19 protein-coding genes and 1 pseudogene are annotated in these 24754 nt (G+C 66.8%); 8 read left to right on the top strand and 12 right to left on the bottom strand.

The genetic code is table 11. The features are described from left to right. Positions 1–16: 16 nt before the first annotated feature. Both AL755_RS11330 and AL755_RS11325 read right to left on the bottom strand, forming a co-directional pair. Positions 17–715, bottom strand: coding sequence for a PIG-L deacetylase family protein (locus tag AL755_RS11330; protein ID WP_054011093.1), 699 nt, complete (start codon positions 713–715; stop codon positions 17–19). Then, a complete protein-coding gene (locus AL755_RS11325) occupies positions 712–1506 on the bottom strand; it encodes a trans-aconitate 2-methyltransferase (RefSeq protein WP_054011092.1) in 795 nt (264 codons plus the stop codon). The genes AL755_RS11330 and AL755_RS11325 overlap by 4 nt, the downstream gene beginning before the upstream one ends. A 43-nt stretch (positions 1507–1549) precedes the next feature. Between AL755_RS11325 and AL755_RS11320 the strand changes: the two genes are divergently transcribed. From AL755_RS11320 to AL755_RS11310, 3 genes are read left to right on the top strand one after another with little or no spacing between them, the layout of a single operon-like run. Continuing rightward, positions 1550–4087, top strand: coding sequence for a DEAD/DEAH box helicase (locus tag AL755_RS11320; RefSeq protein WP_054011091.1), 2538 nt, complete (start codon positions 1550–1552; stop codon positions 4085–4087). Between the two features lie 53 nt (positions 4088–4140). Beyond that, the gene (locus AL755_RS11315; protein WP_054011090.1) at positions 4141–4653 is read left to right on the top strand and encodes a GNAT family N-acetyltransferase; all 513 of its coding nucleotides are present in this window, start codon (positions 4141–4143) and stop codon (positions 4651–4653) included. A gap of 35 nt (positions 4654–4688) precedes the next feature. Next, the gene (locus tag AL755_RS11310; RefSeq protein ID WP_082369558.1) at positions 4689–5942 is read left to right on the top strand and encodes an alpha/beta fold hydrolase; all 1254 of its coding nucleotides are present in this window, start codon (positions 4689–4691) and stop codon (positions 5940–5942) included. Between the two features lie 75 nt (positions 5943–6017). Here AL755_RS11310 and AL755_RS11305 read toward each other — a convergent pair whose 3' ends face one another. Further along, a complete protein-coding gene (locus tag AL755_RS11305) occupies positions 6018–7040 on the bottom strand; it encodes a TerC family protein (protein ID WP_054011088.1) in 1023 nt (340 codons plus the stop codon). A gap of 221 nt (positions 7041–7261) precedes the next feature. Continuing rightward, positions 7262–9337: an excinuclease ABC subunit UvrB gene (uvrB, locus tag AL755_RS11300; RefSeq protein WP_054011087.1), complete on the bottom strand. Its 2076-nt coding sequence runs from the start codon at positions 9335–9337 to the stop codon at positions 7262–7264. A gap of 165 nt (positions 9338–9502) precedes the next feature. Here uvrB and AL755_RS11295 point away from each other — a divergent pair, with 165 nt between their 5' ends. Then, positions 9503–9880: a DUF4190 domain-containing protein gene (locus AL755_RS11295; RefSeq protein WP_054011086.1), complete on the top strand. Its 378-nt coding sequence runs from the start codon at positions 9503–9505 to the stop codon at positions 9878–9880. A 94-nt stretch (positions 9881–9974) separates the two neighbouring features. Here AL755_RS11295 and coaE read toward each other — a convergent pair whose 3' ends face one another. Further along, the gene (gene coaE / locus AL755_RS11290) at positions 9975–11177 is read right to left on the bottom strand and encodes a dephospho-CoA kinase (RefSeq protein WP_054011085.1); all 1203 of its coding nucleotides are present in this window, start codon (positions 11175–11177) and stop codon (positions 9975–9977) included. Positions 11178–11199: 22 nt separating this feature from the next. Between coaE and AL755_RS11285 the strand changes: the two genes are divergently transcribed. Further along, positions 11200–11913 carry an IMPACT family protein gene (locus AL755_RS11285; protein ID WP_054011084.1) on the top strand — a complete coding sequence of 238 codons (714 nt, stop codon included), beginning with the start codon at positions 11200–11202 and terminating at the stop codon, positions 11911–11913. 108 nt (positions 11914–12021) lie between these two features. Here the strand turns inward: AL755_RS11285 and rpsA are convergent, their stop codons facing one another. Continuing rightward, the gene (rpsA, locus tag AL755_RS11280) at positions 12022–13503 is read right to left on the bottom strand and encodes a 30S ribosomal protein S1 (protein ID WP_054011083.1); all 1482 of its coding nucleotides are present in this window, start codon (positions 13501–13503) and stop codon (positions 12022–12024) included. A gap of 243 nt (positions 13504–13746) precedes the next feature. On the opposite strand from rpsA, the gene AL755_RS11275 reads away from it, so the two are divergent. Then, positions 13747–14541 (top strand): ABC transporter permease, encoded by a 795-nt coding sequence (locus tag AL755_RS11275; protein WP_160318894.1) that lies wholly within the window; start codon positions 13747–13749, stop codon positions 14539–14541. Between the two features lie 56 nt (positions 14542–14597). Here the strand turns inward: AL755_RS11275 and AL755_RS11270 are convergent, their stop codons facing one another. The 3 genes from AL755_RS11270 to polA form a co-directional block, all read right to left on the bottom strand. Then, complete coding sequence (locus AL755_RS11270; protein WP_054011082.1) at positions 14598–15590, bottom strand: type IV toxin-antitoxin system AbiEi family antitoxin domain-containing protein; 993 nt, start codon at positions 15588–15590, stop codon at positions 14598–14600. 210 nt (positions 15591–15800) lie between these two features. Next, complete coding sequence (locus AL755_RS11265; RefSeq protein ID WP_054011081.1) at positions 15801–17111, bottom strand: GNAT family N-acetyltransferase; 1311 nt, start codon at positions 17109–17111, stop codon at positions 15801–15803. A gap of 137 nt (positions 17112–17248) precedes the next feature. Next, positions 17249–19945 (bottom strand): DNA polymerase I, encoded by a 2697-nt coding sequence (polA, locus tag AL755_RS11260; RefSeq protein WP_082369178.1) that lies wholly within the window; start codon positions 19943–19945, stop codon positions 17249–17251. A 56-nt stretch (positions 19946–20001) separates the two neighbouring features. On the opposite strand from polA, the gene AL755_RS11255 reads away from it, so the two are divergent. Continuing rightward, the gene (locus AL755_RS11255) at positions 20002–20460 is read left to right on the top strand and encodes a hotdog fold thioesterase (protein ID WP_054011080.1); all 459 of its coding nucleotides are present in this window, start codon (positions 20002–20004) and stop codon (positions 20458–20460) included. A gap of 85 nt (positions 20461–20545) precedes the next feature. On the opposite strand, the gene AL755_RS11250 is transcribed toward AL755_RS11255, so the two are convergent. Continuing rightward, entirely contained in the window at positions 20546–20770 is a 225-nt protein-coding gene (locus AL755_RS11250; RefSeq protein ID WP_082369176.1) for a hypothetical protein, read from the bottom strand. Continuing rightward, positions 20767–22266: an anion permease gene (locus AL755_RS11245; RefSeq protein ID WP_445290512.1), complete on the bottom strand. Its 1500-nt coding sequence runs from the start codon at positions 22264–22266 to the stop codon at positions 20767–20769. Before AL755_RS11245 ends, AL755_RS11250 begins: the two co-directional genes overlap by 4 nt. A 312-nt stretch (positions 22267–22578) precedes the next feature. Between AL755_RS11245 and AL755_RS11240 the strand changes: the two are divergent. Next, a pseudogene (locus AL755_RS11240) lies at positions 22579–23564 on the top strand (pirin family protein). Between the two features lie 95 nt (positions 23565–23659). On the opposite strand, the gene AL755_RS11235 reads toward AL755_RS11240, so the two are convergent. Next, positions 23660–24703, bottom strand: a complete 1044-nt coding sequence (locus AL755_RS11235; RefSeq protein ID WP_054011079.1) for an LLM class flavin-dependent oxidoreductase — start codon at positions 24701–24703, stop codon at positions 23660–23662. Positions 24704–24754 lie beyond the last annotated feature (51 nt).

Raw genomic sequence — 24754 nt, 5'->3', positions numbered from 1 at the left:
CGGGACGACGCCGGGCCTAGCCGTAAAGTTCGAACCGCACCATGCCGCCGCCGGTCACCATGGACACCTGCCGCCGGGCCTGTTCCAGCACCGGATCCGCGCTCAATGCCTGAAGATAGCGGCCGTGCTCGGCCAGGGATGCGACGGCCTTTTCCACGCTTTCCGCGTCAACGGCCTGGGCGTGGGTGGGGTGCGGGGAACTGATGGCCACGCGGCCCACATGGTGTTTGGCCAGGCCCTCCTCGAGCAGTTCGGGGAAGATCCAGTCGTTGTCCGCGTCGCCCACGGCATCGAGTACGCACCGGCCCACGGCGCGGTGGTCGGCACTGTTCCAGCGCCCGGGACCCCAATGGTCGGTGTGGTTCAGGGTGAGGACCAGGTCGGGGCGGACCCGGCGGATGTGCCGGGCAAAGTCCCGGCGCAGGCCCAGGCCCTCCTCGATCCGCCCGTCGGGGTGGTCAAGGAACACCAGGTCGGTGACGCCCACCCTGGCGCACGCCCTGCGCTGCTCCTCGGCGCGCAAGGGCCCGGATTCGGCCGGTGGCAGGCCCGCGATGCCGGCCTCGCCGCGCGTGGCCAGCAGGTAGTGCACCTCCTTGCCCACGGCCACCCACTGCGCCACGGCGGCCGCCATGCCGTATTCGGGGTCGTCGGGGTGTGCCACGATCACGAGCGCCCGTTGCCAGTCCTGCGGAAAATCGGAAAGTTCGGTCATTGTTTTTGTCCCACCATGAAGAGCCTTCGGAAGGGGTACACCGTGCCAAATTCGCCGGCCGGGTAGGCCTCGTCCAGGAGGGCCGAATATTCGGTTTCGAAGGCCGCAGCGTCGGCCGGGGTCAAAGCCTGGAGCACGGGGCGCAGGCCCGTGCCGCGCACCCAGTCCAGCACGGGGTGCTCCCCCGGCAGCAGCTGGCTGTAGGTGGTTTCCCAGACGTCCGCCCGGGCGCCGCCGCGCAGCAGGAGCTCGTGATACTGCTCGGGTTCCCACACGGCGTCCCCGTGCCGCAGCACCCCGCCGAGCCGGTCCCGCCAGGTGGGCGACTCCGCGAGCCCGCGCATGAGCGTGTGGGACGGCGAGCCGAAGTTGCCCGGCACCTGCACGGCCAGCCACGCCCCGGGTCGCAGGGCCGCGAGCCAGCCGGCCATCAACTCCTGGTGGCCGGGCACCCATTGCAGGGCCGCGTTGGAGACCACCACGTCGGTGTCCGGGCCGGGCTGCCATGAGCGAATGTCCGCCACCTCGAAGGAAAGATCGGGCGGCGGTTCGGCGTCGGGCTTCCGGGCGGCGGACACCATGTCCGCGGAACTGTCCAGGCCCTGCACTGTTGCGCCGGGCCATCGCCGGGCCAGTTCGGCCGTCAGGTTCCCGGGCCCGCAGCCCAGGTCCACCACCGTGCGCGGGGAATCTGCCGCGATCCGTCCGGTGAGGTCGAAGAACGGCCTGTTGCGGAAGTCGCCGAACTGGACGTATTTGGCCGGGTCCCACGTGAGCTGATTGCTTCCCATGGCGTTATCCTGCCACAGCCGCCGCCCGTAGACTGGGGGAACCATGAATCTTCTTGAACAACTCTCCGGCCTCGATGCAAAAACCTCCAGCGATGACGACGTCCTGGAGGCGTTCCTGGAATGGACCATGGACCGGGGCCTGGAGCTGTACCCCGCCCAGGAGGACGCCGCGATCGAACTGGTCAGCGGCAACAACGTGATCCTGTCCACGCCCACGGGCTCGGGCAAGTCCATGGTGGCGATTGCCGCGCACTTCAACGCCATGGCCCGCGGCGCGGCCAGCTACTACACGGCCCCCATCAAGGCGCTGGTCTCGGAAAAGTTCTTCGCCCTGTGCGAGATCTTCGGCGCCGAGAACGTCGGCATGGTCACCGGCGACTCCTCCGTGAACCAGGACGCCCCGATCATCTGCTGCACGGCCGAGATCCTGGCGAACATTGCGCTGCGGGAAGGCGAGAACGCCGACGTCGGCGTCGTCATCATGGACGAGTTCCACTACTACGCCGACCCGCAGCGCGGCTGGGCCTGGCAATTGCCGCTGCTGGAACTGCCGCAGTCGCAGTTCCTGCTCATGAGCGCCACCCTGGGCGACGTGAGCCGCTTTGAACGCGAGCTGACGGAACTGACCAACCGGACCACCACCACGGTGTCCTCCGGCGAACGCCCCATCCCGCTGCACTACTACTACGTCCAGACCGGCGTGCACGAGTCGCTGGAGGAACTGCTCGCCACGAAGCAGGTGCCCGTCTATGTGGTGCACTTCAGCCAGGCCGAGGCCATCGACAGGGCCCAGAACCTGATGAGCGTCAACGTGTGCACGCGGGAGGAAAAGGACAAGATCGGCGAACTGATCGCCGGTTTCCGTTTCTCCGCCGGCTTCGGCAAGACCCTCAACCGGCTGGTGCGGCACGGGATCGGCGTGCACCACGCCGGCATGCTGCCCAAGTACCGGCGCCTCGTGGAGCAGCTGGCCCAGGCCGGGCTGCTGAAGGTCATCTGCGGCACCGACACCCTGGGCGTGGGCATCAACGTGCCCATCCGCACCGTGCTATTGACCGCCCTGAGCAAGTACGACGGCGTCCGCACCCGCGTGCTGCAGGTCCGCGAGTTCCAGCAGATTGCCGGGCGTGCCGGCCGGGCCGGTTACGACACGGCCGGAACCGTGATCGTCCAGGCACCGGACCACGTCATTGAAAACACGAAGGCCATGGCGAAGGCGGTCGCGAAGTTCGGCGACGACCAGAAGAAGCTCCGCCAGGTGGTCAAGAAGAAGCCGCAGCAGGGCTTTGTCAGCTGGGGTGAGCCCACGTTCAACAGGCTGGCCGAATCCGTGCCCGAGCCGCTGACCTCAAGCTTCACCATCACCCACGCCATGCTGCTGAACCTGCTGGAACGCCCCGGGGACCCCTTCGCGGCCGCCAAGAAGCTGCTCACGGAAAACCACGAGTCCCCCGCCGCCCAGCGCCGGCTCATCCGCAAGGCCCTGGGCATCTACCGGGAGCTGCTGGGCGCCGGCATCATCGAGCGGATTCCCGCGGACGAGCTGGAGAGCGACGGCCGCACGGTCCGGCTCACGATGCACCTGCAGATGAACTTTGCGTTGAACCAGCCGCTCTCCCCCTTTGCGCTGGCCGCCCTGGAACTGCTGGATCCCGAATCCCCCAGCTACGCCCTGGATGTCATCTCGGTCATCGAGTCGACGCTGGAAAAGCCGCGCCAGATCCTCGCAGCGCAGCTCAAGCGGGCCCGCACCGAAAAGGTCGCGGCCATGAAGAGCGAGGGCATCGAGTACGACGAGCGCATGGCGATCCTCGACGAGGTCACGTACGCGATGCCGTTGGGCGAGCTGTTGTTTGGCGCGTTCGAGGTGTACCGGAAGGCCGCGCCGTGGGTGGGCGACTTCGAGCTGAGCCCCAAATCGATCATCCGCGACCTGTACGAACGCGCCATGAACTTTGGCGAGTACGTCCAGTACTACTCGCTGGCCCGCTCCGAGGGGATCGTGCTGCGCTACCTGACCGACGCCTACAAGGCGCTGCGCCAGACGGTTCCGCAGGATGCGCTGCGCGAGGACCTACAGGACATCATCTCCTGGCTGGGCGAGCTGGTCCGCCAGGTGGACTCCAGCCTGCTGGACGAGTGGGAGAAGATGACCAACGGCGAGGACGAAGGACCGGCCGCCGAATCCGTGCTGCCACCGACGCCGCCGCGCCTGACCGACAACCACCGCGCGTTCCGGGTCATGGTGCGCAACGAGATGTTCCGCCGGGTGGAGCTTGCCGCCGACGACGACTTCGAGGCGTTGGGCGAGCTCGACGGCGACAATGGCTGGGGTGCCGATCGCTGGGCCGACGCGCTGGACTCGTACTGGGACGAGCACGAGTTCATCGAGGCGGGCCCGGCGGCCCGCGGCCCGGCCCTGCTGCAGATCACCGAATCGGCCGATTCCTGGAAGGTCCGCCAGACGCTGGCGGACCCGGACGGCAACCACGACTGGTCGATCACGGCCACCGTGGACCTGGAGGCGTCCAACGAGGCCGGCTCCGCCGTCGTCGTGCTGGAGGACTTCAGCCGCATGTAGCGGCGCGCGGGGCGGGGCACTGAAGGGCGCGCGGCAACGGATAAGCTCGTTTCATGAGTTTGATTCGAACCGCGATACCCGCCGATGTCCCCGCCATCCTTGGCATGATCCACGACCTGGCCGTCTATGAAAAAGAGCCGGACGCCGTGAAGAACACCGAGGAGATGCTCCACGCCTCCCTCTTTGGCGACAACCCGCAGGTCTTTGTCCACGTGGTGGACAGCCCCGAGGCCGGCGAGCCCATCGCGGGCTTCGCCCTGTGGTTCCTGAACTACTCCACGTGGGAGGGCAAGCTCGGCATCCACTTGGAGGACCTGTATGTCCGCCCGGAGGCCCGCGGCGGCGGCCACGGCAAGGCGCTGCTGCGCACTCTGGCCGGGATCGCCGTGGAACGCGGCTATGCACGGGTGGAATGGAGTGTTCTGGACTGGAACACCCCCGCCATCGACTTCTACAAATCGCTGGGTGCCGAATCCATGGACGGCTGGCACGTGTACCGCCTGGACGGTGCGGCCCTGGGTTCCTTCGGCGGCACCGCAGCTGCCGCTTCGGAGGCCCGCGCGTGAGCGCCGGTGAGAAGTACGTCATCCGCGGTGTGGGCATGCGCGACCACTGGTTCAGCGCCCCCCTTGACCACGCCAACCCCGACGGTCCCGCCATCACCCTCTTCGCCCGGGAGCTCTTCGACCCGGCCAAGGGCGGCGAGAAGGTGCCGTGGCTGTTGTTCCTGCAGGGCGGCCCGGGCGGTCGCGGCAACCGGCCGCTGGGCCTCGGCGGCTGGCTGGGCGAGGCGGCCAAGAGCTTCCGGATCCTCATGCTGGACCAGCGCGGCACGGGGCTTTCCACGCCCGCCTCGCGGCAGACCCTGCCCCTCGTGGGCGACGTTGCCGCGCAGGCCGATTACCTCGCGCACTTCCGCGCCACCGATATCGTGGCCGACGCCGAGCTGATCCGCCGCGAGCTGGGCTCGGACCCGTGGAGCATCTTTGGCCAAAGCTACGGCGGCTTCTGCGCCCTGACGTACCTCTCTTTTGCCCCCGAGGGGTTGAAGGAGGTGCTGGTCACCGGCGGTTTGGGACCGCTGACCGGTCCGGCCGACCAGGTCTACGAGGCAACGTTTGGTCGCCTGCTGGCCCGCAACGCCGAATACTTTGCCCGCTACCCGCAGGACAGGGAGCTCTTCACCCGGCTCATGCGCCACGTGGTCAAGGTGAGCGAGCACCTCCCCACGGGTGAACGCCTCACCCCCGAACGGCTCCAAATGCTGGGCAACTACTTTGGCGGCAACACCCGGATCGACGCCCTCCACTACCTGCTGGAGGATGCGTTTGTCCCAACGCCCGACGGCGACCGGCTCTCCGACGTCTTCCTGGCCCAGGTTTCCGCTCAGGTGAGCCGTGCGGCCAACCCGCTCTATGCGGTCATGCACGAGTCCATCTACGTCCAGGGCGAGGCCAGCAACTGGGCCGCCGCCCGCGTCCTGGCAGAGCGCCCGGAGTTCCACCCCGACGTGGCCGAGCCGCTGCTGACCGGCGAGGCAGTGTACCCCTGGTACTTCGAGCAGGACCCGGCGCTGGTGCCGCTGCGTGAGCTGGCGGAACTGCTCGCGGCCCGCACGGACGGCTGGGGCGCCCTCTACGACGTCGAACAGCTTGGCCGCAACACGGTTCCCGTGGCCGCCGCCGTGTACTCGGACGACATCTACGTGGACCGCGACATCTCGCTCGCAACCGCCGCCTCAGTCCAGGGCCTGCACGTCTGGGAGACCGCCGACTTCCACCACGACGGCATTGCCGACGACGGCGAGGGCATCTTTGCGCGCCTGCTCAGCGAGGTCCGCACCCCGCAGGGCTAAGCCCCGTCATACGCAAATGGGTCTCGACAGGCTCGACCACCGGTGGTCGAGCCTGTCGAGACCCATTTTTGCCGCCTATGCCTCCAGGGTTTCCTTGGCGGCCTTTGCCTCCGCGGCTGCGGCACGGCCCGCCGGGCTCAGCAGGCTGGCGACGACGGCGACGATGAGCGTGCCGAGGATGACGGCCAGCGAAGCGAACGTGGAGATGTCCGGAACCCAGTGGATCGGGTGGCCGCCGTTGATGAACGGCAGTTCATTCACGTGCATGGCATGGAAGACGAGCTTGATGCCGATGAACGCCAGGATGACGGACAGTGCGTGCTTGAGGTAGACGAGCCGGTCCATCAGGCCGCCGAGCAGGAAGTACAGCTGGCGCAGGCCCATCAAGGCGAAGATGTTGGCCGTGAAGACGATGAAGGCGCTCTGGGTCAGGCCGAAGATGGCCGGGATGGAGTCAACGGCGAACAACAGGTCCGTCAGGCCGATCGTGACGAACACGACCAGCATGGGGGTGAAGATCTTCTTGCCGTCGATCTTGGTGCGCAGCTTGGTGCCGTCGTAGCGATCCGTCATCGGGATGAACTTGCGGACAATCCGGATGATCGCGTTGTCCTTGGCGGGTTCCTCGCCGGCGTCGTCGTGCTTCTCGGTGGCCTGCTTCCAGGCGGTCCACAGCAGGAAGGCGCCGAAGACGTAGAAGATCCAGCTGAACTGCTCAATGACGACGGCGCCCACCATGATGAAGATGCCGCGCAGGATCAGCGCGATCACGATACCCACCATGAGCACGCCCTGCTGGTAGGCGCGGGGAACGGCGAAGCGGGCCATGATGATGATGAACACGAACAGGTTGTCAATGCTCAGGCTGTATTCGGTGACCCAGCCGGCCACGAACTGGCTGCCGTACTCGGGGCCCGTGAATACGAACAGCAGGGCCGCGAAGATCAGCGCCAGGGTCACGTAGAAGCCGACCCACAGGCCGGATTCCTTCATGGAGGGGATGTGCGGGCGCTTCATGACCAACAAAAGGTCGGCGAGCAGGATGATGCCCAAGACGGCAAAGGAGCCGATCTCGAACCAGACGGGCAAAGTAGGCATTGAACACCTTTCAAGGCGTCACGAAGGGACATAAGTCTCTCCGCCACCTTACGGTGACCGCTACACCCGGCGCGGCAACGGTGCCGCACGTGTTGACGTGTATAGCGCTTGGGATACTCCCCTACTTGGGATTAAGCGTACCCGAGATTCCCGGCAGGTGTCGACACGGCTTCCTCCCAGGCACTGCCCGGGCGGGCGAGACCCGCCCGGGCACAGGCAGCTCAGGCGTGGCCAGCCTCGCGCATCTGGCGCAGCTCCTTCTTCAAATCCTGCACCTCGTCCCGGAGCCGTGCGGCCAGCTCGAAGTGGAGGTCGGCGGCGGCGCCGTGCATCTGTGCGGTCAGCTCCTCGATCAGGTTGACCAGGTCGCCGGCCGGGCGTGCCGCCAGCCCGTCGCTGCGGACCTTGGACTTGGCGCCCTCCCGCTTGGTGCGTGCGTCCTCCAGCAGGGCGGCGGTGTCGGCGTCCTCCCTGGCAAGCTGGTCGGTGATGTCGGCGATCTTCTTGCGCAGCGGCTGGGGGTCGATGCCGCGTTCGGTGTTGTAGGCGACCTGGATTTCCCGGCGCCGGTTGGTCTCGTCGATCGCGAACTGCATCGAGGCGGTGATCCTGTCGGCATACATGTGCACCTGCCCGGAGACGTTACGGGCGGCACGGCCAATGGTCTGGATCAGGGACGTGCCCGAGCGCAGGAAGCCCTCCTTGTCGGCGTCCAGGATGCTTACGAGCGACACTTCGGGAAGGTCGAGGCCTTCACGGAGCAGGTTGATGCCCACCAGCACGTCAAAGACGCCCATGCGCAGTTCGCGCAGCAGCTCCACCCGGCGCAGCGTGTCGACGTCGGAGTGCAGGTACTGGACCTTGATGCCGTTGCCCACCAGGTAGTCGGTGAGGTCCTCGGCCATGCGCTTGGTCAGGGTGGTGACCAGGATGCGTTCGTTCTTGGCGGTGCGCAGCCGGATCTCGCCGAGAAGGTCGTTGATCTGGTCCTTGGAGGGTTTGACGATGATCTCGGGGTCGATCAGGCCCGTGGGGCGGATGATCTGCTGGACGTAACCGTCGGCCTTGCCGAGTTCGTACTTGCCCGGCGTGGCCGAGAGGTACACGGTCTGGCCCACACGGTCCAGGAACTCGTCCCATTTGAGCGGGCGGTTGTCCATGGCGGAGGGCAGCCGGAAGCCGTGGTCAACCAGGGTGCGCTTGCGGGACATGTCGCCCTCGTACATGGCGCCGATCTGGGGCACCGTCACATGGGATTCGTCGATGACAAGCAGGAAGTCGTCGGGGAAGTAGTCGATGAGGCAGTGCGGGGCGCTCCCCTGCTCGCGGCCGTCAATGTGCCGCGAGTAGTTCTCGATGCCGTTGCAGAAGCCCATCTGCTCCATCATTTCCAGGTCATAGGTGGTGCGCATGCGCAGCCGCTGGGCCTCTAGGAGCTTGTTTTGGCTCTCCAGTTCCTTGGTGCGCGCGGCCAGCTCATCCTCGATCCGCTTGACGGCCTTCGCCATGCGTTCGGGCCCGGCCACATAGTGCGACGCCGGGAACACGTACATCTCCGTCTCCTCGCGGATCACCTGTCCGGTGAGCGGATGAAGGGTGTAGATGTTCTCGATCTCATCGCCAAAGAACTCGATCCGCAGGGCTTGTTCCTCATACATGGGGATGATTTCCACGGTGTCCCCGCGCACCCGGAACGTGCCGCGGTGGAAGTCGATGTCGTTGCGGGTGTACTGCATGCTGACGAATTTGCGCAGCAGGTCGTCGCGGTTCATGGTGGCGCCGCGGCTCAGCGTCACCATCCCGGAGACATACTCCTCCGGGGTGCCCAGGCCGTAAATGCAGGAAACCGTGGCCACCACGATCACGTCGCGCCGGGTCAGCAGGGCGTTGGTGGCCGAGTGCCGCAGGCGTTCGACTTCCTCGTTGACCGAGGAGTCCTTCTCGATGAACGTGTCCGACTGGGGCACGTAGGCCTCGGGCTGGTAGTAGTCGTAATACGACACAAAGTATTCGACGGCGTTGTTGGGCAGCAGTTCCCGGAACTCGTTGGCCAGCTGCGCGGCAAGCGTCTTGTTCTGCACCATGACGAGGGTGGGCCGCTGCACCTGTTCGATCAGCCAGGCGGTGGTTGCGGACTTACCGGTACCGGTGGCACCCAGCAGCACAATGTCCTTCTCGCCGTTGGTGATCCGTTCGGTGAGCTCCTTGATGGCTGCGGGCTGGTCGCCGGCGGGCTGGAACTCGCTGATGACCTCGAACGGGGCGACGACGCGGTTAATCTCTTGGGCAAGGCTCATGCGGTTAACGCTACCCCCGTTGACCCCGATTGGAACACATGATCGAGAACACCAGGGGAAGGACTCCCCGTGAAATATGCCGGAGAGTTAGCGCACCGCATGTAAAACTAGGGTTTGCATCATCACGTCATCGTCATCGTCATCCACCATGAACCAGAGGTCAGCATGTCATCGAACAACCCGGAAAACCCCTACGGCCAGCCCACCCCGTACCAGCAGCCCTCCTTCACCCAGCCCGCGGCACCCGCGTCACCGTACGCCACCAACGCACCGTACGGTTACGCCGTCCCGGCCGAAGACCCGGGCAAGACTCTGGGCATCGTCGGCTTCATCCTGTGCTTTGTCTGCTCGATCGCCGGCCTGATCGTCTCCATCATTGCCAAGAAGAAGTCGCGCGCGGCGGGCTTCAACAACACGCTGGCCAACGTCGGCGTGATCCTGGGCTGGATCTTCACGATCCTCGGCGTCATCGCCATCATCTTCTACATCATTGCGATCGTGGCCTTGATGAACTCGGGCGCCACCATCAACGGTAGCTACTAGGCAGTCGCAGCTACCAGACGCGGGTACTGCCAACACCGCGGCACCCGGCACCAATGATGCAGGCACCCACCCTTCAGGGGTGGGTGCCTGTTTTTTAGGCTCTCCAGCCGGTGCGCGCCATCCACGCCCGCAGATCGGGCACCATCCGCGCGAACCACGGCTCCTTCGCCTCGGCGTAGCCGGCCGTCGACGAATCTCCGGCATGGTCGGCGGCCAGACCCCGCTTGACCGTCTCATAGGAGGCCCGGGCGCCGAAATCGGCGCGCAGCCAGTCCCGGAACGCAACGGCCATCAGGGCCGCCGGGGAACCGTCAACCCGCACGTGCAGGTTCACGGGACGGCCGGGGTCCGCGGCGTTGTGGAAGCGCTTCTCCCACCGCTCCCCCGCCTTGCCCCCGGCGATGTCGTGGCCGGTGTCCCACCAGTCGCCGTCGCAAGCGGGGAAGCCGGCGACTGCCAGGGCTTCCGCCACGGAATCGGCGTCGGCCAGGGACCTGACCCGCAATTGCAGGTCGATGATGTCCTTGGCGGCAAGCCCGGCCACCGACGTCGACCCGATGTGGTCCACCCCGACGCCGGTGTCGCCAGCCGCGAGTTTGATGCGGGCGGCGAGCCGGGAGGCTTGCGCGGGCCAGGAGGGATCCGGCGCCGCCATGACCGCCGGCCCGTGCTGCGGAGCCCGGCGGCCTTCCGCAAGGTTTTGGGCGAAGGGTTCCAGCCGTTCGCGCCACAACGCGTCAATGGCGGCTATCGCGTCGCCGGGCTCCCCGCCGTTGGCGATGACGACGTCGGCCGCGGCGTAGCGTTGGGCGTCGCCTGCCTGGGCCGCCATGCGGGCGCGCGCATCGCTTTCGCTCATGCCCCGGTTGGCCACCATGCGGGCCAGGCGCTGCTCAGCGGGAGCGTCCACCACCACCACGAGGTGGAAGGCGGCGCCCTGCCCGGTCTCCACCAACAACGGAATGTCCTGGACAACAATTTGCCCCGGCAACGCCGCCGCCTTCAGTTCCCCGGCGGCCGCGCGCACCCGGGGGTGGATGATCCCGTTGAGGGTTTCCCGCTTGCCGGAATCGGCGAACACCAGGGCACCGAGCGCCGGCCGGTCCAGCGAGCCGTCCGGGAGCAGGATCCCGTCGCCAAAAGCGTCCACGATCTCGGCGAGCCCGGCCGTGCCGGGTTCCACGACGTCGCGGGCAAGCTTGTCGGCGTCGATGACCACGGCGCCCAACGCGCGGAACCGGGTGGACAGCAGGGATTTACCGGAGGCGATGCCGCCCGTGAGACCAATCGAAAGCATGCCTCCACCTTAGACTGGATCGGTGAACCTTCCATCCGCCCCGCCCGCCGCGTCGACCGGCCCCGCCACGTACACGGCCCTCGCGCCGGGCCCGGACTTCCGGCATGAGCTGGTCATCAAGCGCTCCCGCTTCATCACGGTGTTGCGGCGGGTCGGGGACGAACCGAGCGCCCGCGCGCTGCTCGGTTCGCTGCGCAAGGAGTTCTACGACGCCCGGCACCACTGTTCGGCGTTCGTGCTGGGACCCGACCGTTCGGCCCAGCGTTCCAATGACGACGGCGAGCCGTCGGGGACGGCGGGCACTCCCATGCTCGACGCCCTCCTGAAGCGTGAAACCCGGCCCGGCACCCGTCCGGCGGCCGACCTCAGTGACGTGTGCGCCGTCGTCGTACGTTATTTTGGCGGGGTCCTGCTCGGCGCCGGCGGGCTGGTGCGCGCCTACTCGGAGTCCGTCAGCTCGGCGCTGGAACTGGCCCCCATGGTGCGCAGGGAGCGGCTGGGACTGTTCACCGTGGCCGTGCCGCACGCCGATGCCGGCCGCCTGGAGAATGAACTCCGCGCCGCCGGCTACGTCATGACCGGCAACAGTTACGGTGCCGCCGAGACCCTGGTTGGGCTTGCCATGGCCGACGACGACGCCGTGATCGCGGCTGCCGTGGCCCGGTTGGCGTCCCTCACGGCGGGGCGGGCCGTGCTGACCGGCGTGGGGACCGACTGGGTGGACGCCCCGCTGTAGCCGCCCTGCCGCAACCACCGTCCGGTGGGCGCCGGAAACGCCAAAGCGGGCCCCCACTTTTCAGTGGGGGCCCGCTTTTAGTCACTTACGTGATGGTGCTTTTCGGAATTAGTTTCCGGTCAGCTTTTCGCGCAGAGCGGCAAGGGCCTCGTCGGAAGCCAGGGTGCCTGCACCGGCATCCGTTGCTGCAGGCTCGGAGGAGTAGGAAGTCCCTGCGGACTCGCCACCCTCGCCGGCGCCGTCAGCGGCTGCGTCTTCAGCGGCGTGCTGAGCAACCTGCTTCTTGTGGGACTCCCAGCGAGCCTGGGCGTCAGCGTACTGCTGCTCCCACACTGCGCGCTGGTTCTCGTAGCCCTCGAGCCATTCGTTCGACTCGGGGTCGAAGCCCTCGGGGTACTTGTAGTTGCCCTCTTCGTCGTACTCGGCAACCATGCCGTAGAGGGCCGGGTCGAACTCGGTGGAGTCGACGTCGACACCCTCGTTGGCCTGCTTGAGGGACAGCGAGATGCGGCGGCGTTCCAGGTCGATGTCGATGACCTTGACGAACAGTTCGTCGCCAACGGAGACAACCTGCTCGGCCAGCTCCACGTGGCGCACGGCCAGCTCGGAGATGTGGACCAGGCCTTCGATGCCGTCTTCGACGCGAACGAACGCACCGAACGGAACCAGCTTGGTGACCTTACCCGGAACAACCTGCCCGAGGGCGTGGGTGCGGGCGAAGGTCTGCCACGGGTCTTCCTGCGTAGCCTTGAGCGAGAGCGATACACGCTCGCGGTCCAGATCCACTTCGAGAACCTCGACGGTGACTTCCTGGCCAACTTCGACAACCTCGGAGGGGTGGTCGATGTGCTTCCAGGACAGCTCGGAAACGTGCACGAGGCCGTCTACGCCGCCAAGGTCCACGAATGCACCGAAGTTGACGATGGAGGAAACAACGCCGGGACGAACCTGGCCCTTTTCCAGCTTGTTGAGGAACGTGGAGCGAACCTCGGACTGGGTCTGCTCGAGCCAGGCACGGCGGGACAGGACCACGTTGTTGCGGTTCTTGTCCAGCTCGATGATCTTGGCTTCGATCTGCTGACCGATGTAGGGAGCCAGGTCGCGCACGCGGCGCATCTCGACCAGCGATGCGGGCAGGAAGCCGCGCAGGCCGATGTCGAGGATAAGACCACCCTTGACCACCTCGATGACGGTACCGGTAACGACGCCGTCTTCTTCCTTGACCTTCTCGATGTCGCCCCAGGCACGCTCGTACTGCGCGCGCTTCTTGGAGAGGATGAGACGGCCTTCTTTGTCTTCCTTCGTGAGGACCAGGGCTTCGACCTGATCGCCAACGGCGACAACGTCACCGGGATCAACGTCGTGCTTGATGGACAGCTCGCGGGAGGGGATGACGCCTTCGGTCTTGTAACCGATGTCGAGCAGAACTTCGTCGCGGTCAACCTTGACAACTACACCTTCGACGAGGTCGCCGTCGTTGAAGTACTTGATGGTTGCGTCGACTGCGGCGAGGAATTCTTCAGCAGTACCAATGTCGTTGATGGCAACAACAGGAGTGGTACTAGTCTTCTCGGGGGTCGTGATGGTCATGTAGTAGGGGCTCCGATGTGGATAGTTGGATTCGCCGGACCCAAGGCAGCGGGCAAATCAATTGCCTGCCGCCGGGCTGGGCCCGGAATTATTATGGTTGCAGGGGTTCCTGCGAATGGTGCACACGCCTCACCCGGGATTGACCGGCTGTAGCCGCCCAAATCCACGCATGACATGCCCATTTAGTCTAGTTGCTTGCGCCAAGGAGCGCAAAAGCTGTGAACGACGGCGATAATGGCGTTTGTGGACAACTCAACCCTGCTCGTCCTGGGCCCCAATGCCTGGGTATTGCTGGCGGTACTGCTGGTGCTGGCCGCCGTGCTGTGGCGCACCGCGCTGGGCCGTCCACCCCTGCAGATGCTGGTGGCGGGGGTTCGCGCACTCCTCCAGTTGGCCGCCGTCGCCCTGGTCATTGCCTGGCTGGCGGACCGGGGCGCCTGGGCCTTCGCGTTTGTTGCGCTCATGTTCGTGGTCGGCGTGTGGACCTCCGGGCACCGGGTGGCTCCGGAGGGAAGGTGGTGGGTTGCCGCCATACCGCTGGCGGCCGGCGTGATCCCCGTGGCCGCGCTGATGTTCGCGGCCGGCGTGCTGCCCTTCAGCGCACTGGCAATCATTGCCGTGATGGGCCAGCAGATTGGCGGCGCCATGTCCACGGTGACGCTCAGCGGGCGGCGCATCCGGGACGAGTTGGTGCTGCGCCGCGGCGAGGTGGAGGCCGCAGTGGCCCTTGGTTTCCAGTGGCCCGCCGCCCGGCTGATGGTGGGCCGGGGCGTGGCCGGGGAGGCCGTGCTGCCTTCCGTGGACCAAACCCGCACGGCCGGGCTCGTGACGCTGCCGGGTGCTTTTGTGGGCATGATTCTTGGCGGGGCCGCACCGCTGGATGCCGGACTCATCCAACTGCTGGTGCTGATCTCACTCCTGGTGGTCAACGCCACCGCCGCCACGGCCACGCTCTGGCTCAGCTGCCGGGGTGCCTGGGTTGCGGCCGGCCGCCTAAACGGCGCCTTCCCCGCTTGTCGGCGGTTTCCGGGCTTATAGGGGGTTTCCCAACCCCCTATAAGCCCGGAAAGCGCCCAATTGGGAGTTGTGCGCCGTTAGGCGAAGAGCGCCGTGCGGCGGAGGGGAAGGGCGGCACCGGCCCGCAGCAATGCGGCGTGGATGCGTTGCTCCAGGATGACTGGATCGTCGAGGTCGGCCCAGCTGATCCGGATGAAGTGCCAGCCCAACTCCATGAGGTCCTTTTCCCGTTGGCGTTCCTCGGCAATCGCCACATCGGTGGGCCGGTAGTCGAAGTACTTGCCCCAACCGTCAAATTCCAGGATCAGCCGATACCGCCGCCATGCAAAGTCGACCCGGTGCGTGCCGTGGCGGGTGGGGATCTCCACCTGCAGTTCGGGCATGGGCAGCCCGGCCGCCGTCAGGAAGACGCGGGTCCGTGATTCTCCGGCCGATTCGCTGCGCGGATCAAGGCGGTCCAGCAGCGTCCGGGCGCGGGCGGCACCGCGTTTTACGTCGCTGGCTTCGAGGAGCTCACCCAGCTCCCCCACGCTCACCCCGGACCGCACGGCGTGGTCGCCGATGATGACGGCACGCTCCAGGTCGAAGAGCCGGGCACAGTCCAGGACGGTCTGCGCCGCCGAGGTCACCGGTACGCGCAATGGCCCCACCCGCACCATCACCACCTGGCCGGCGTCGAGCATTTGTTGGTGCAGGGCTACGGCACCGGCCCGGGCGGAGGTGCCCGGCGGGTAGGCGTGGGTCAGGTGGACCGTGCTCCCGCAGCCCCATGTCCTGAATCCAAGCAGCCGCGCGGCACTTGAATGGCTGTAGATGCCGGCACTGTGCGCCGCGAGGACGTGTCCGATCAGCGTCACGTCGTCCCGGCCCCACGGCGGCAATGCCGCCCACGGCCCCGCCTCGATGTACGCGCCCCGGTGCAGGCGGACGATGATTCCGTTCCGGATCGCTGCTGTGAGCACCTTGTTCGTGAGGCCGGATGCGGCCAGCATGCCGCTGGTGGCTACACCGCGGACGGACGTTGTGGGCCACCTTGATGCGATCTGGAGCGCAAGTTGATGGTTGTTCATGCTCCATCGTGGCGCGACTCCGGCGGCCGTGGCCGGGGTGCGCGGCAAACTGTGGACACCGCGGGCGCCGCCCCCGTTTGTGGAGGACGCGCCGGACGAGGCCTACATACGCGCCTTAACGCCAAATCGGCGCTTTCCGGGCTTGTAGGGAGTTTAGAAACCCCCTACAAGCCCGCAAAGCGCCGACGAGCGGCAAAAGCGCGGCGCCGCCTAGAAGTTGGTGAGGCTGTGGGCCGACACCGGGGAGGCGAAAACGGCGTCGAAGCGCTCAATGCCGCCGGGGGCGTTCTCGGTGAGCCGCCCAGCCGCGGCGAGCGTCCGGGCGCTGACGCCGCCCAAGTACGTGCTGGAGAGCTCGCTGACACCCAGGGTGAGGTCAACCGCGTCTCCGTCCGCGCTCCGGGTAACGGTGGCGGCTCCGCCTGCCGCCTCCACGCGGAATGTTCCCGCGGCATGCCCCAGGGGGTCGGTGACCGCAATCGTGACGACGCCGTCGGCCGCATAGTGCCGGCCGGAGAGGGCCGCCTCGGTGTCGAGGATGCGCAGCCACAGGTGGTCCTCGGTCTCCGTGCGCTTGTAGTCACGCTTGGCCACCATGGCCCATTCGAGCAGGTCCACTTCGGGTGCCATTTTCCAGGTGACGCTGGCGATGAGGTCCAGCGAGCCCAGGAAGTTCCACAACGCCAGATAGGCGTCGTTGGTGGCGGCGAGGAAGTCCACGATCTGGATGGCGGGCTCGCCGGGCTTGTAGGTGACATAGCCGTCCACTTCGCCGTCATCCCCGTAGTGCAGCGCCGCGCGGACGTTCTTGACCGGCGTCATCTGGCCGTAGTTGCCTTGCCCGGAGGCCGACAGCCGGTACATCTCGTGCCGGCCGATCGAACCGTAGGTGGCCGCGTGGACGCGGGCAAACAGCGCATTGTGCAGATCCTTGACCACCAAGGCGTCGGCCACCTCCACGACGCCGCGGGATGCCGCCTCCGGGTTGTGGAAGGCCAGCCCGCCGCGGGTGGAAACCTCCACCACGCAGTTGTGGGTTGCCACGCCGAAGCCGAAGCGTCCGTAGATGACCGCTTCCGACGCCGTCAGCGCGGCCATGGGCAGGCCGTCGGCCTTGGCGCGGGCCAGGTCCGCGGTGATCATGGCGCGGAGCAGTCCGCGGCGGCGGTGGCTGGGCCGGACCGTGACCGCGGTGATCTGGTGGACCGGCAGGAGTTGGCCGCCGCCGACGTTGAGGTCCTTGCGGTGGTACGCGTAGGTGGCAACCGGATAGCCGGCTCCCCAGGCACCCGCCGGGGTTTCCCCGTTGGACAGGTATGCGCCCATGGCCATGCGCCCGTCCAGCTGCTCGAACTCGGCGTACTTCTTGGCCTCCTCGGCGCCGACGGCGTCACCGTAGAAGCCCGCCGCCACTGCCTCGGACCATTGGACGACTTCCCCGGACACCTCCCCGTCCACGAGGCGCACGGGGAAGGTGCGCAGCTCATAGGGAAAGGCCACTTCTTCGTTGCTCGGCGACACTGGTACTTCCTTTGCTGGGTGGGAGCATTCGGCACTGCAGCTACATCGGACCCAGCATTAAATCGGGTCCAAAGAAACCTTGGCAACACCCTACCGGGATCCGGCAAGGTGCTGCCGGATCCCGTCACAAAGCAGATTTAGTGGCCGGCGTCGTTCCAGCTGGAACCGACGCCCACCTGGACCTCCAGGGGCACCAGCAGGTCCGCGGCGGCACCCATCTGGGCGATGACGAGGGCCTCGACGGCGTCGCGCTCCCCCGGCCACACTTCGAGGACGAGTTCGTCATGGACCTGCAGGAGCATCCGGGACTTCAGGCCCTGGGCGTCCAGTTCGCCGGCAACCCCAAGCATGGCGTGCTTGATGATGTCGGCCGCGGAGCCCTGGATGGGTGAGTTCAGGGCAACGCGTTCGGCCAGTTCGCGCAGTTGCCGGTCGGTGCTGGCGAGGTCCGGCAGGTAGCGGCGGCGGCCCTCGATCGTGGAGGTGTAGCCGTCGATGCGGGCCTGGTCGACCACGCCGCGCAGGTAGTCGCGGACCCCGCCGAACCTGTCGAAGTAGTCCTTGACCAGGGTGCGGGCCTCGTCCACGGAGATTTCCAGCTGCTTGGACAGGCCGAAGCTCGTCAGCCCGTATGCCAGGCCGTAGGACATCGCCTTGACCTTGGAGCGCATGGCCGAGGTGACCTCTTCCGGGGCCACGCCGAACACGTGGGAGCCCACGTAGCGGTGCAGGTCCTCGCCCTCGGCGTAGGCCTGGATGAGTCCGGCGTCGCCGGAGAGGTGCGCCATGATGCGCATCTCGATCTGCGAGTAGTCGGCGGCGAGCAGGCATTCGTAGCCTTCCGTGACCACGAACATGTCGCGGACGCGCCGGCCCTCCTCGCTGCGGATCGGGATGTTCTGCAGGTTCGGGTTGTTGGAGGACAGCCGGCCCGTGGCGGCCACGTTCTGGGCGTAGGTGGTGTGGATGCGGCCGTCGTCGGCCACCGACTTCTTCAGCGTCTCCACCATCTGCTTGAGCTTGGACGCCTCACGGTGGGCCATGAGCTGGGCCAGGAACTCGTGCCCGGTCTTCTCCAACAGTGCCTTCAGGGAGGCCGCGTCGGTCGTGTAGCCGGTCTTGATCTTCTTGGTCTTGGGCAGGCCAAGCTCCTCGAACAGGACCTCCTGGAGCTGCTTGGGCGAGCCAAGGTTGACCTCGTGGCCGATCGCCGCGAACGCTGCCGCCTGGGCGGCGTCCATGGTGGCCGTGAAGTCGGCCATGAGCGTCTCCAGGCGTTCCTGCGAGATCGCGATGCCGGTGAGTTCCATCCGCGCCAGCACACCGGCCAGCGGCAGTTCCAGGTCGGTGAGCAGGTGCGCGGCGCCGCGTTCCGCCAGCATCGGGGCGAAGTGTTCGCTGAGCAACAGCGCCACGTAGCCGCGCTGCACGGCGTCGGCGAAGCCGGCATCGCCTTCCAGACCGAGGTCGAGCTGGCCGGAGGACTCCTGGTTGCCGGCGGCAAAGGTGACCTTCAGGTGGACCTGGCTCAGGTCGGGCAGGTCGTAGCTGCGGCGGTCGGGCTGGATCAGGTAGCCGGAGAGCGAGGTGTCGTCGACGACGCCGGCCAGCGACAGCCCGCGCGGAGCCAGCGATTTCAGCGCCTCCTTGTATTCGTGCGCCACCTTGGGGGCATCGGCGTTCGTCAGCCAGGCGGCCAGCGCGGTGTCCAGCTCGGCGTCGGCCTTGCCCAATTCGACCACGACGGCGGAGTCCGCGCGGACGAGCGCCACGGCGACAGCCTCGTTCATGAGCCCCACGCGCTCGCTCAGGACGTCCACGGCGGTCAGGGCGCGCGCACCGGCGGAGGTGCCGGCGTCGAGCCATGACTGCAGCGCGGACGCGTCGGTGACCAGCTGGTGCGCGGGCACCTCGTGGCCCTCGGCGTCCATGACCTCCTCCTCTTCGCCGAAGAGGTCGAAGAGGCGCTTGCGGAGCGTGTTGAACTGGAGGGCGTCGAAGAGCTCCTCCACGGCCTCGCGGTCCGGGGCCTGCAGCACGGTGTCCTCGAGGGCGACGGGGAGTTCCATGTCGCGCAGTAGGTGGTTCAGGTGCCGGTTGCGCTTGACGTCCTCGACGTGGGCGCGCAGCGATTCGCCCACCTTGCCGCCGATGGAGTCGAGGTTTTCCAGGATGCCTTCCAGTCCGCCGTACTGGTTGATCCACTTCGCGGCGGTCTTGGGGCCCACGCCGGGGACGCCGGGCAGGTTGTCGGCGGTCTCCCCCACCAGGGCCGCGAGATCCGAATACCGGTTCGGGGGCACGAAGTACTTGGCCTCCACGGCGGCGGCATCCATGGGCGGGATGTCGGAGATGCCCTTCTTGGGGTAGAGCACCAGCACCTTGTCGGTGATGAGCTGGAAGGCGTCGCGGTCACCGGAGACCACCAGCACGTCCCAGCCGGCCGCCTCGCCCTGCACGGACAGCGTGGCAATGATGTCGTCGGCCTCGAAGCCGTCCACCGAGATGGTGGGGATCTTCAGGGCGGCCATGACCTTGATGATGAGGTCGATCTGGCCGTAGAACTCCTCGGGAGTCTTGTTGCGACCGCCCTTGTACTCGGTGTATTCCAGTGAGCGGAACGTGGGGGTGTCCAGGTCGAAGGCCACCACCACGTGGGTGGGCTTCTGCTGGCGGATCATGGTGATCAGCATGGAGGTGAAACCGTGCACGGCGTTGGTGTGCTGGCCGGTGTCGGTGGCAAAGTTTTCCGGCGGCAGCGCATAGAACGCCCTAAACGCCATGGAATGGCCGTCAATCACCAACAGGCGGGGCGTTGCACCGGAGTCGGTCACAGCGGGAACAGGTGTTTGGGGGGCCGTCTTGGCAGATTCAGTCCAGCCTAGTCATCATGGATGATAATTTCACGCCGCCTCCCTTCACCGATGAACTCATTGCCGCCGGCGTCCCCGAACACCTGCACGCCCAGCTCGCCACCATGGGCGTTGGTGCGCTGGTGGTGAAGCTCGGAATCGTGTTCACCCACATGACGCCGGAGCTCATGACGGCCACCATGCCAGTGAGCGGAAACACGCAGGTGGCGGGCCTGTTGCACGGCGGGGCGCACCTGGTGCTGGCCGAAACGCTGGGCTCCTTTGCCGCCTACCTGCACGCCGGGCCGGCACGCCGGGCCGTGGGCATCGAGATCGGCGCCACGCACCACCGCGCCGTCACCGCCGGCCTCGTGACGGGCACGGCCACGGCGCTGCACCTGGGCCGGACGCTGGCCACACATGAGGTGGTCATGACGGACGACGCCGGCCGCCGGCTCTCCACGGCCCGCATCACGAACATGATCCTGGACGTCTAAGCCGTACGTTAAACGTTCGACGCCGGCACCCGCCTTCCGCTGTAAACGGGAGTCAGGTGCCGGCGTCGAACGTTCAGGCACGGTCCTATTTGTGGAAGAACGGCACAATCAGGTAGATGCCGAACAGGACGGTCAGGCCGCAGACGCCGAAGCAGGCGAAGGCGCCCCACTTGGCGGACTTGTTGGCCGCCGCGGTGCCGTCGCCGCTGAAGGCGAAGAGCCTCACGCCCAGTGAGTACATGGCAACCACAAAACCGGCGCCGACCAAGGTGGTGATGGCAACAACAACAAATGCCAGCCAGTCGATCATTTGTTATCCTCCTCGGTTACGGACACCGCGGGGGCGGCGCTCCCCACCACGGCCTCGTCGACGGCAGGCTTCACAGCAGCCGGTTTCGGAGCGGCCGGCTTCGAGGCGTGTCCGTCCGTGTGGCCCGGCTTCTTCTTGGTCTTCTTCTTGTGCTTGTCCGCGATCTTCGTCGCGTTGGCGTTGACGGCAACGGCCGTCATGGCCTTCAGCACGGCGGTGTCCGCACGGTCCAGGGCTTCCTGGGCGGCGGCGCGCAGGGCTGCCGCCTCCTCGGCACGCTTGGCAGCCTTCTCGGCAACCTTTGCGGCCATGCGGGCCTTGGCGGCGAGGCGTTCACGTTCCTTCTTGTTGGGAATGTGCAAGGCCTCACCCACGGCGTCAACGTCGCTGATGGCGTTGTTGTGGTCAACGGTCTCGCGCTGGGACAGCACGAACATGACCAGGATGGCGCTCAGGCCAAGGACCGCCACGGTGATGAAACCGGCGGTGCCGGCCTTGGAGATCAGTGCGGCCAGGCCGCCGACGACGGCCGCGGCGGGCAGCGTGAACAGCCAGCCGAGGCTGATCTTGCCGATGGCGCCCCAACGGACCGTGGACCCCTTCCGGCCCAGGCCCGAGCCGACCACGGAGCCGGAGGCAACGTGCGTCGTGGACAGGGCGAAGCCGAGGTGGCTGGAGGCCAGGATGGCGGCCGCGGTGCTGGTTTCGGCCGCGAAGCCCTGGGCGGGCTTGACGTCGGTCAGCCCGGAGCCGAGGGTGCGGATGATGCGCCAGCCGCCGGCGTAGGTGCCCGCGGCGATCGCCACGGCACAGGCCGTGATGACCCAGATGTGCGGTCCCGTTCCCGGGGTCTGCATGTTCGAGGCGATCAGCAGCAAGGTGATGACACCCATGGTCTTCTGGGCGTCGTTGGTGCCGTGCGCCAGGGCCACGAGGGAGGAGGAGAAGACCTGTCCGTAGCGGAAGCCGCCACGCTTTTGGGTCAGTTTGTCACCGGAGTCCGGATCCGCGCGACGGGTGATGCCATAAGCCATCTTCGTGCACAGATAGGCCACGCCGCCGGCAATCGCCGGTGCCAGCAGGGCCGGCAGGATCACCTTGGACAGGACCACGGCGAAGTTCACGGCGCCAAAGGACCAGGTGCCCACGATGGCCGCACCGATCAGGCCGCCGAACAGGGCGTGCGAGGAACTTGACGGCAGGCCCAGGAGCCAGGTGAAGAGGTTCCACAGCACGGCGCCCATCAACCCGGCAAAGATGAGTTGGGGGGTGATGGCGACACCGCCGGGCCCCTCGTTGATGATGCCGCCGGAGATGGTCTTGGCCACCTCCGTGGACAGGAATGCACCGACCAGATTCAGGACCGCGGCCAGGGCGACCGCCGTCTTTGGCTTGATGGCACCGGTGGCGATGGGTGTGGCCATCGCGTTGGCTGTGTCGTGAAAGCCGTTCGTAAAATCAAAGAAGAGGGCCAGTGCTATGACAAGCACGACCATGAAGGTGAGATCCACCCGCGGTCCATTTCTATTGGGGGCAAAAACGAAGCTTCGAAAAGTCTAGTCGGAGAAACACCGCGAGCGGCATTGCCGGAACGTGGCGCAGCCGGTGCGCGCGGAAGGCAACCACAGAGAATTCTATGATGATTCGCCACCGCACGGTTAGCCGCGCTTGCCCCACGCCGCCAAACCGGCCGGGCCGGGAACGCTGCCGCCGGGCCCCCGGACGCACTAGGCTTCATGCCAGGCAGGCAAATTCAAGGTGGCCGGCTCTGCACCGGAGCGGGGCCGCCGCGTGAAAGGTGGCACCCCGTGAGCAATTTGGAATCGCGTCCCGAAGAGCTGCTTTGCCCCAGCAATCCGGGCGTCGTGGAGGTCCTGGAACCGCGCAGCGTGCCGCTGGGCGGGCCGCGCGCCATGACGGTGCGGCGCACGCTTCCCCAGCGCAGCCGCTCGTTGATCGGGGCCTGGTGTTTCGTGGACCACTACGGGCCGGACAACGTTGCGGCCACCGGCGGCATGGCCGTCCCGTCCCACCCGCATACGGGTTTGCAAACCGTCAGCTGGCTGTTTACCGGCGAGGTGGAGCACACGGACAGTGCCGGATATCACGCCATGGTGCGGCCCGGGGAGCTGAATCTGATGACGGCCGGGCGCGGCATCAGCCATTCCGAGTACTCGACGCCGGGGACCACGGTGCTCCATGGCGCGCAGTTGTGGGTTGCCCTGCCGGACGGATCACGCTTTGAGGCGCCCGGCTTTGAGCACTACCGCCCCGAGCCGGTGACGGCGAATGGCGCCACGGTGAGCGTTTTCCTTGGCACATTGGCCGGGCAGAGCTCCCCCGTGCGGACCTACTCCCCCTGGTGGGCGCCGAGGTATGCATCGATGCCGGTGCGTCCGTCACCTTTGAGCTGGACCCCGCCTTTGAACACGGTTTCCTGATCGATTCGGGGTCGCTCACGGTGGCCGGTCAGGAACTCGGCTACGGCGAACTCGGGTACGTGGGGCCCGGCCGGCCCGGCGTGACCCTGCAGGCCGGCACGGAGCCGGTGCGGCTGCTGCTGATCGGCGGGACGCCGCTGGGCGAGTCGATCGTCATGTGGTGGAACTTCGTGGGGCGCAGCCACGAGGAGATCGTGGCGTTCCGTGCGGCGTGGCAGGCGGAAATCACCGCTGCCGGGCTGCCGGACGACGCCGAACCCCAATTTGGGCTGCCGGCGAACCAAAGCGATGCCCCCCTCCCGGCGCCGGGCATGCCCACCGTCACCCTCCGGCCGCGGATCAACCCGAACTGACCGCCCCCACGGTCTGTGTTGCAGTTATTCGACGAATAATGCGGTTTTGAGGCGATTTTCGTGCAACAACTGCAACACAGACCAAGCGGGGCGGGCTATGCCTGCTTGAGGCCTTCGCGGACCAGCGGGGCCACCTTGGTGGCGTACAGTTCGATGCTCTTGAGCATGGCCTCGTGCGGGAGCGTGCCATGGCTGTACTTGAGGTCGAAACGGGACAGCCCCAACGCCTTGGCGACCTTGATGATCTTCTTCGCCACGGTTTCGGGTGAGCCGACCATGAGCGCGCCGTCGGGCCCCGCCGTGGCGTTGAACTGGCCGCGGGTCATGGGCGGCCAGCCGCGGTCGCGGCCGATCCTGTTGTGCATGGCCGAGTAGTGCGGCCACAGCTCGTCGAGGGCTTCCTGGTCGGTGTCGGCGATGTGGCCCGGCGAGTGGACGCCGATGGGCTGCTCCGGCTGGCCGAATTCCTTCAGCGCACGGTGGTAGAGGTCGGCGAACGGGGCAAACTGCAGCGGCTCGCCGCCAATGATGGCGAGCATGAGGGGAAGACCGTAGTGGGCGGCCCGGACCACGGACTGCGGGCTGCCGCCCACGGCAACCCAGGACTTCAGCAGTCCCGACTCGGTGTGCGGGTACACCATTTGCTCGTTCAGCGCCGGGCGGGTCTTGCCGTCCCAGCTCACGGGCCCCTGCTTGCGGACCTCGCTGAACAGTTCCAGCTTTTCCTCGAACAGTTCCTCGTACTGGGCCAGGTCAAGGCCGAACAGCGGGAACGATTCCGTGAACGATCCCCTGCCCAGGGTGACCTCCGCGCGGCCGCCGGAGACGGCGTCGAGCGTGGAGAAGCGCTGGAAGACGCGGATGGGGTCGTCGCTGCTAAGCACCGTCACGGCCGAACCCAGCCGGATGTTCTTGGTCTGCCCGGCGATCGCCGACAGCACCATGTCCGGGGCGGAGATGGCGAAGTCCTCGCGGTGGTGTTCGCCGATGCCAAAGTAGTCAAGGCCCAGGGCGTCGGCCAGCTTGGCTTGTTCGACGACGTCGCGAATCACCTGTGCGGCCGGCTTGGGTGCGCCGTCGGCCCCCAGCGTGGTGTCGCCGAAGGTGTCCAGGCCAAGTTCAATCTCAGCTGCTGCCATGGTGGTTACCGTCCATTTCCACTAGAACGCCGGGGTCCTGCAACGCCCGGC

It is taken from the genome of Arthrobacter sp. ERGS1:01 (genome assembly GCF_001281315.1).
GTDB lineage: Bacteria > Actinomycetota > Actinomycetes > Actinomycetales > Micrococcaceae > Specibacter.
The sequence above is the reverse complement of the archived record's forward strand: the minus strand, read 5'-3'. Positions and strand labels throughout refer to the sequence as shown.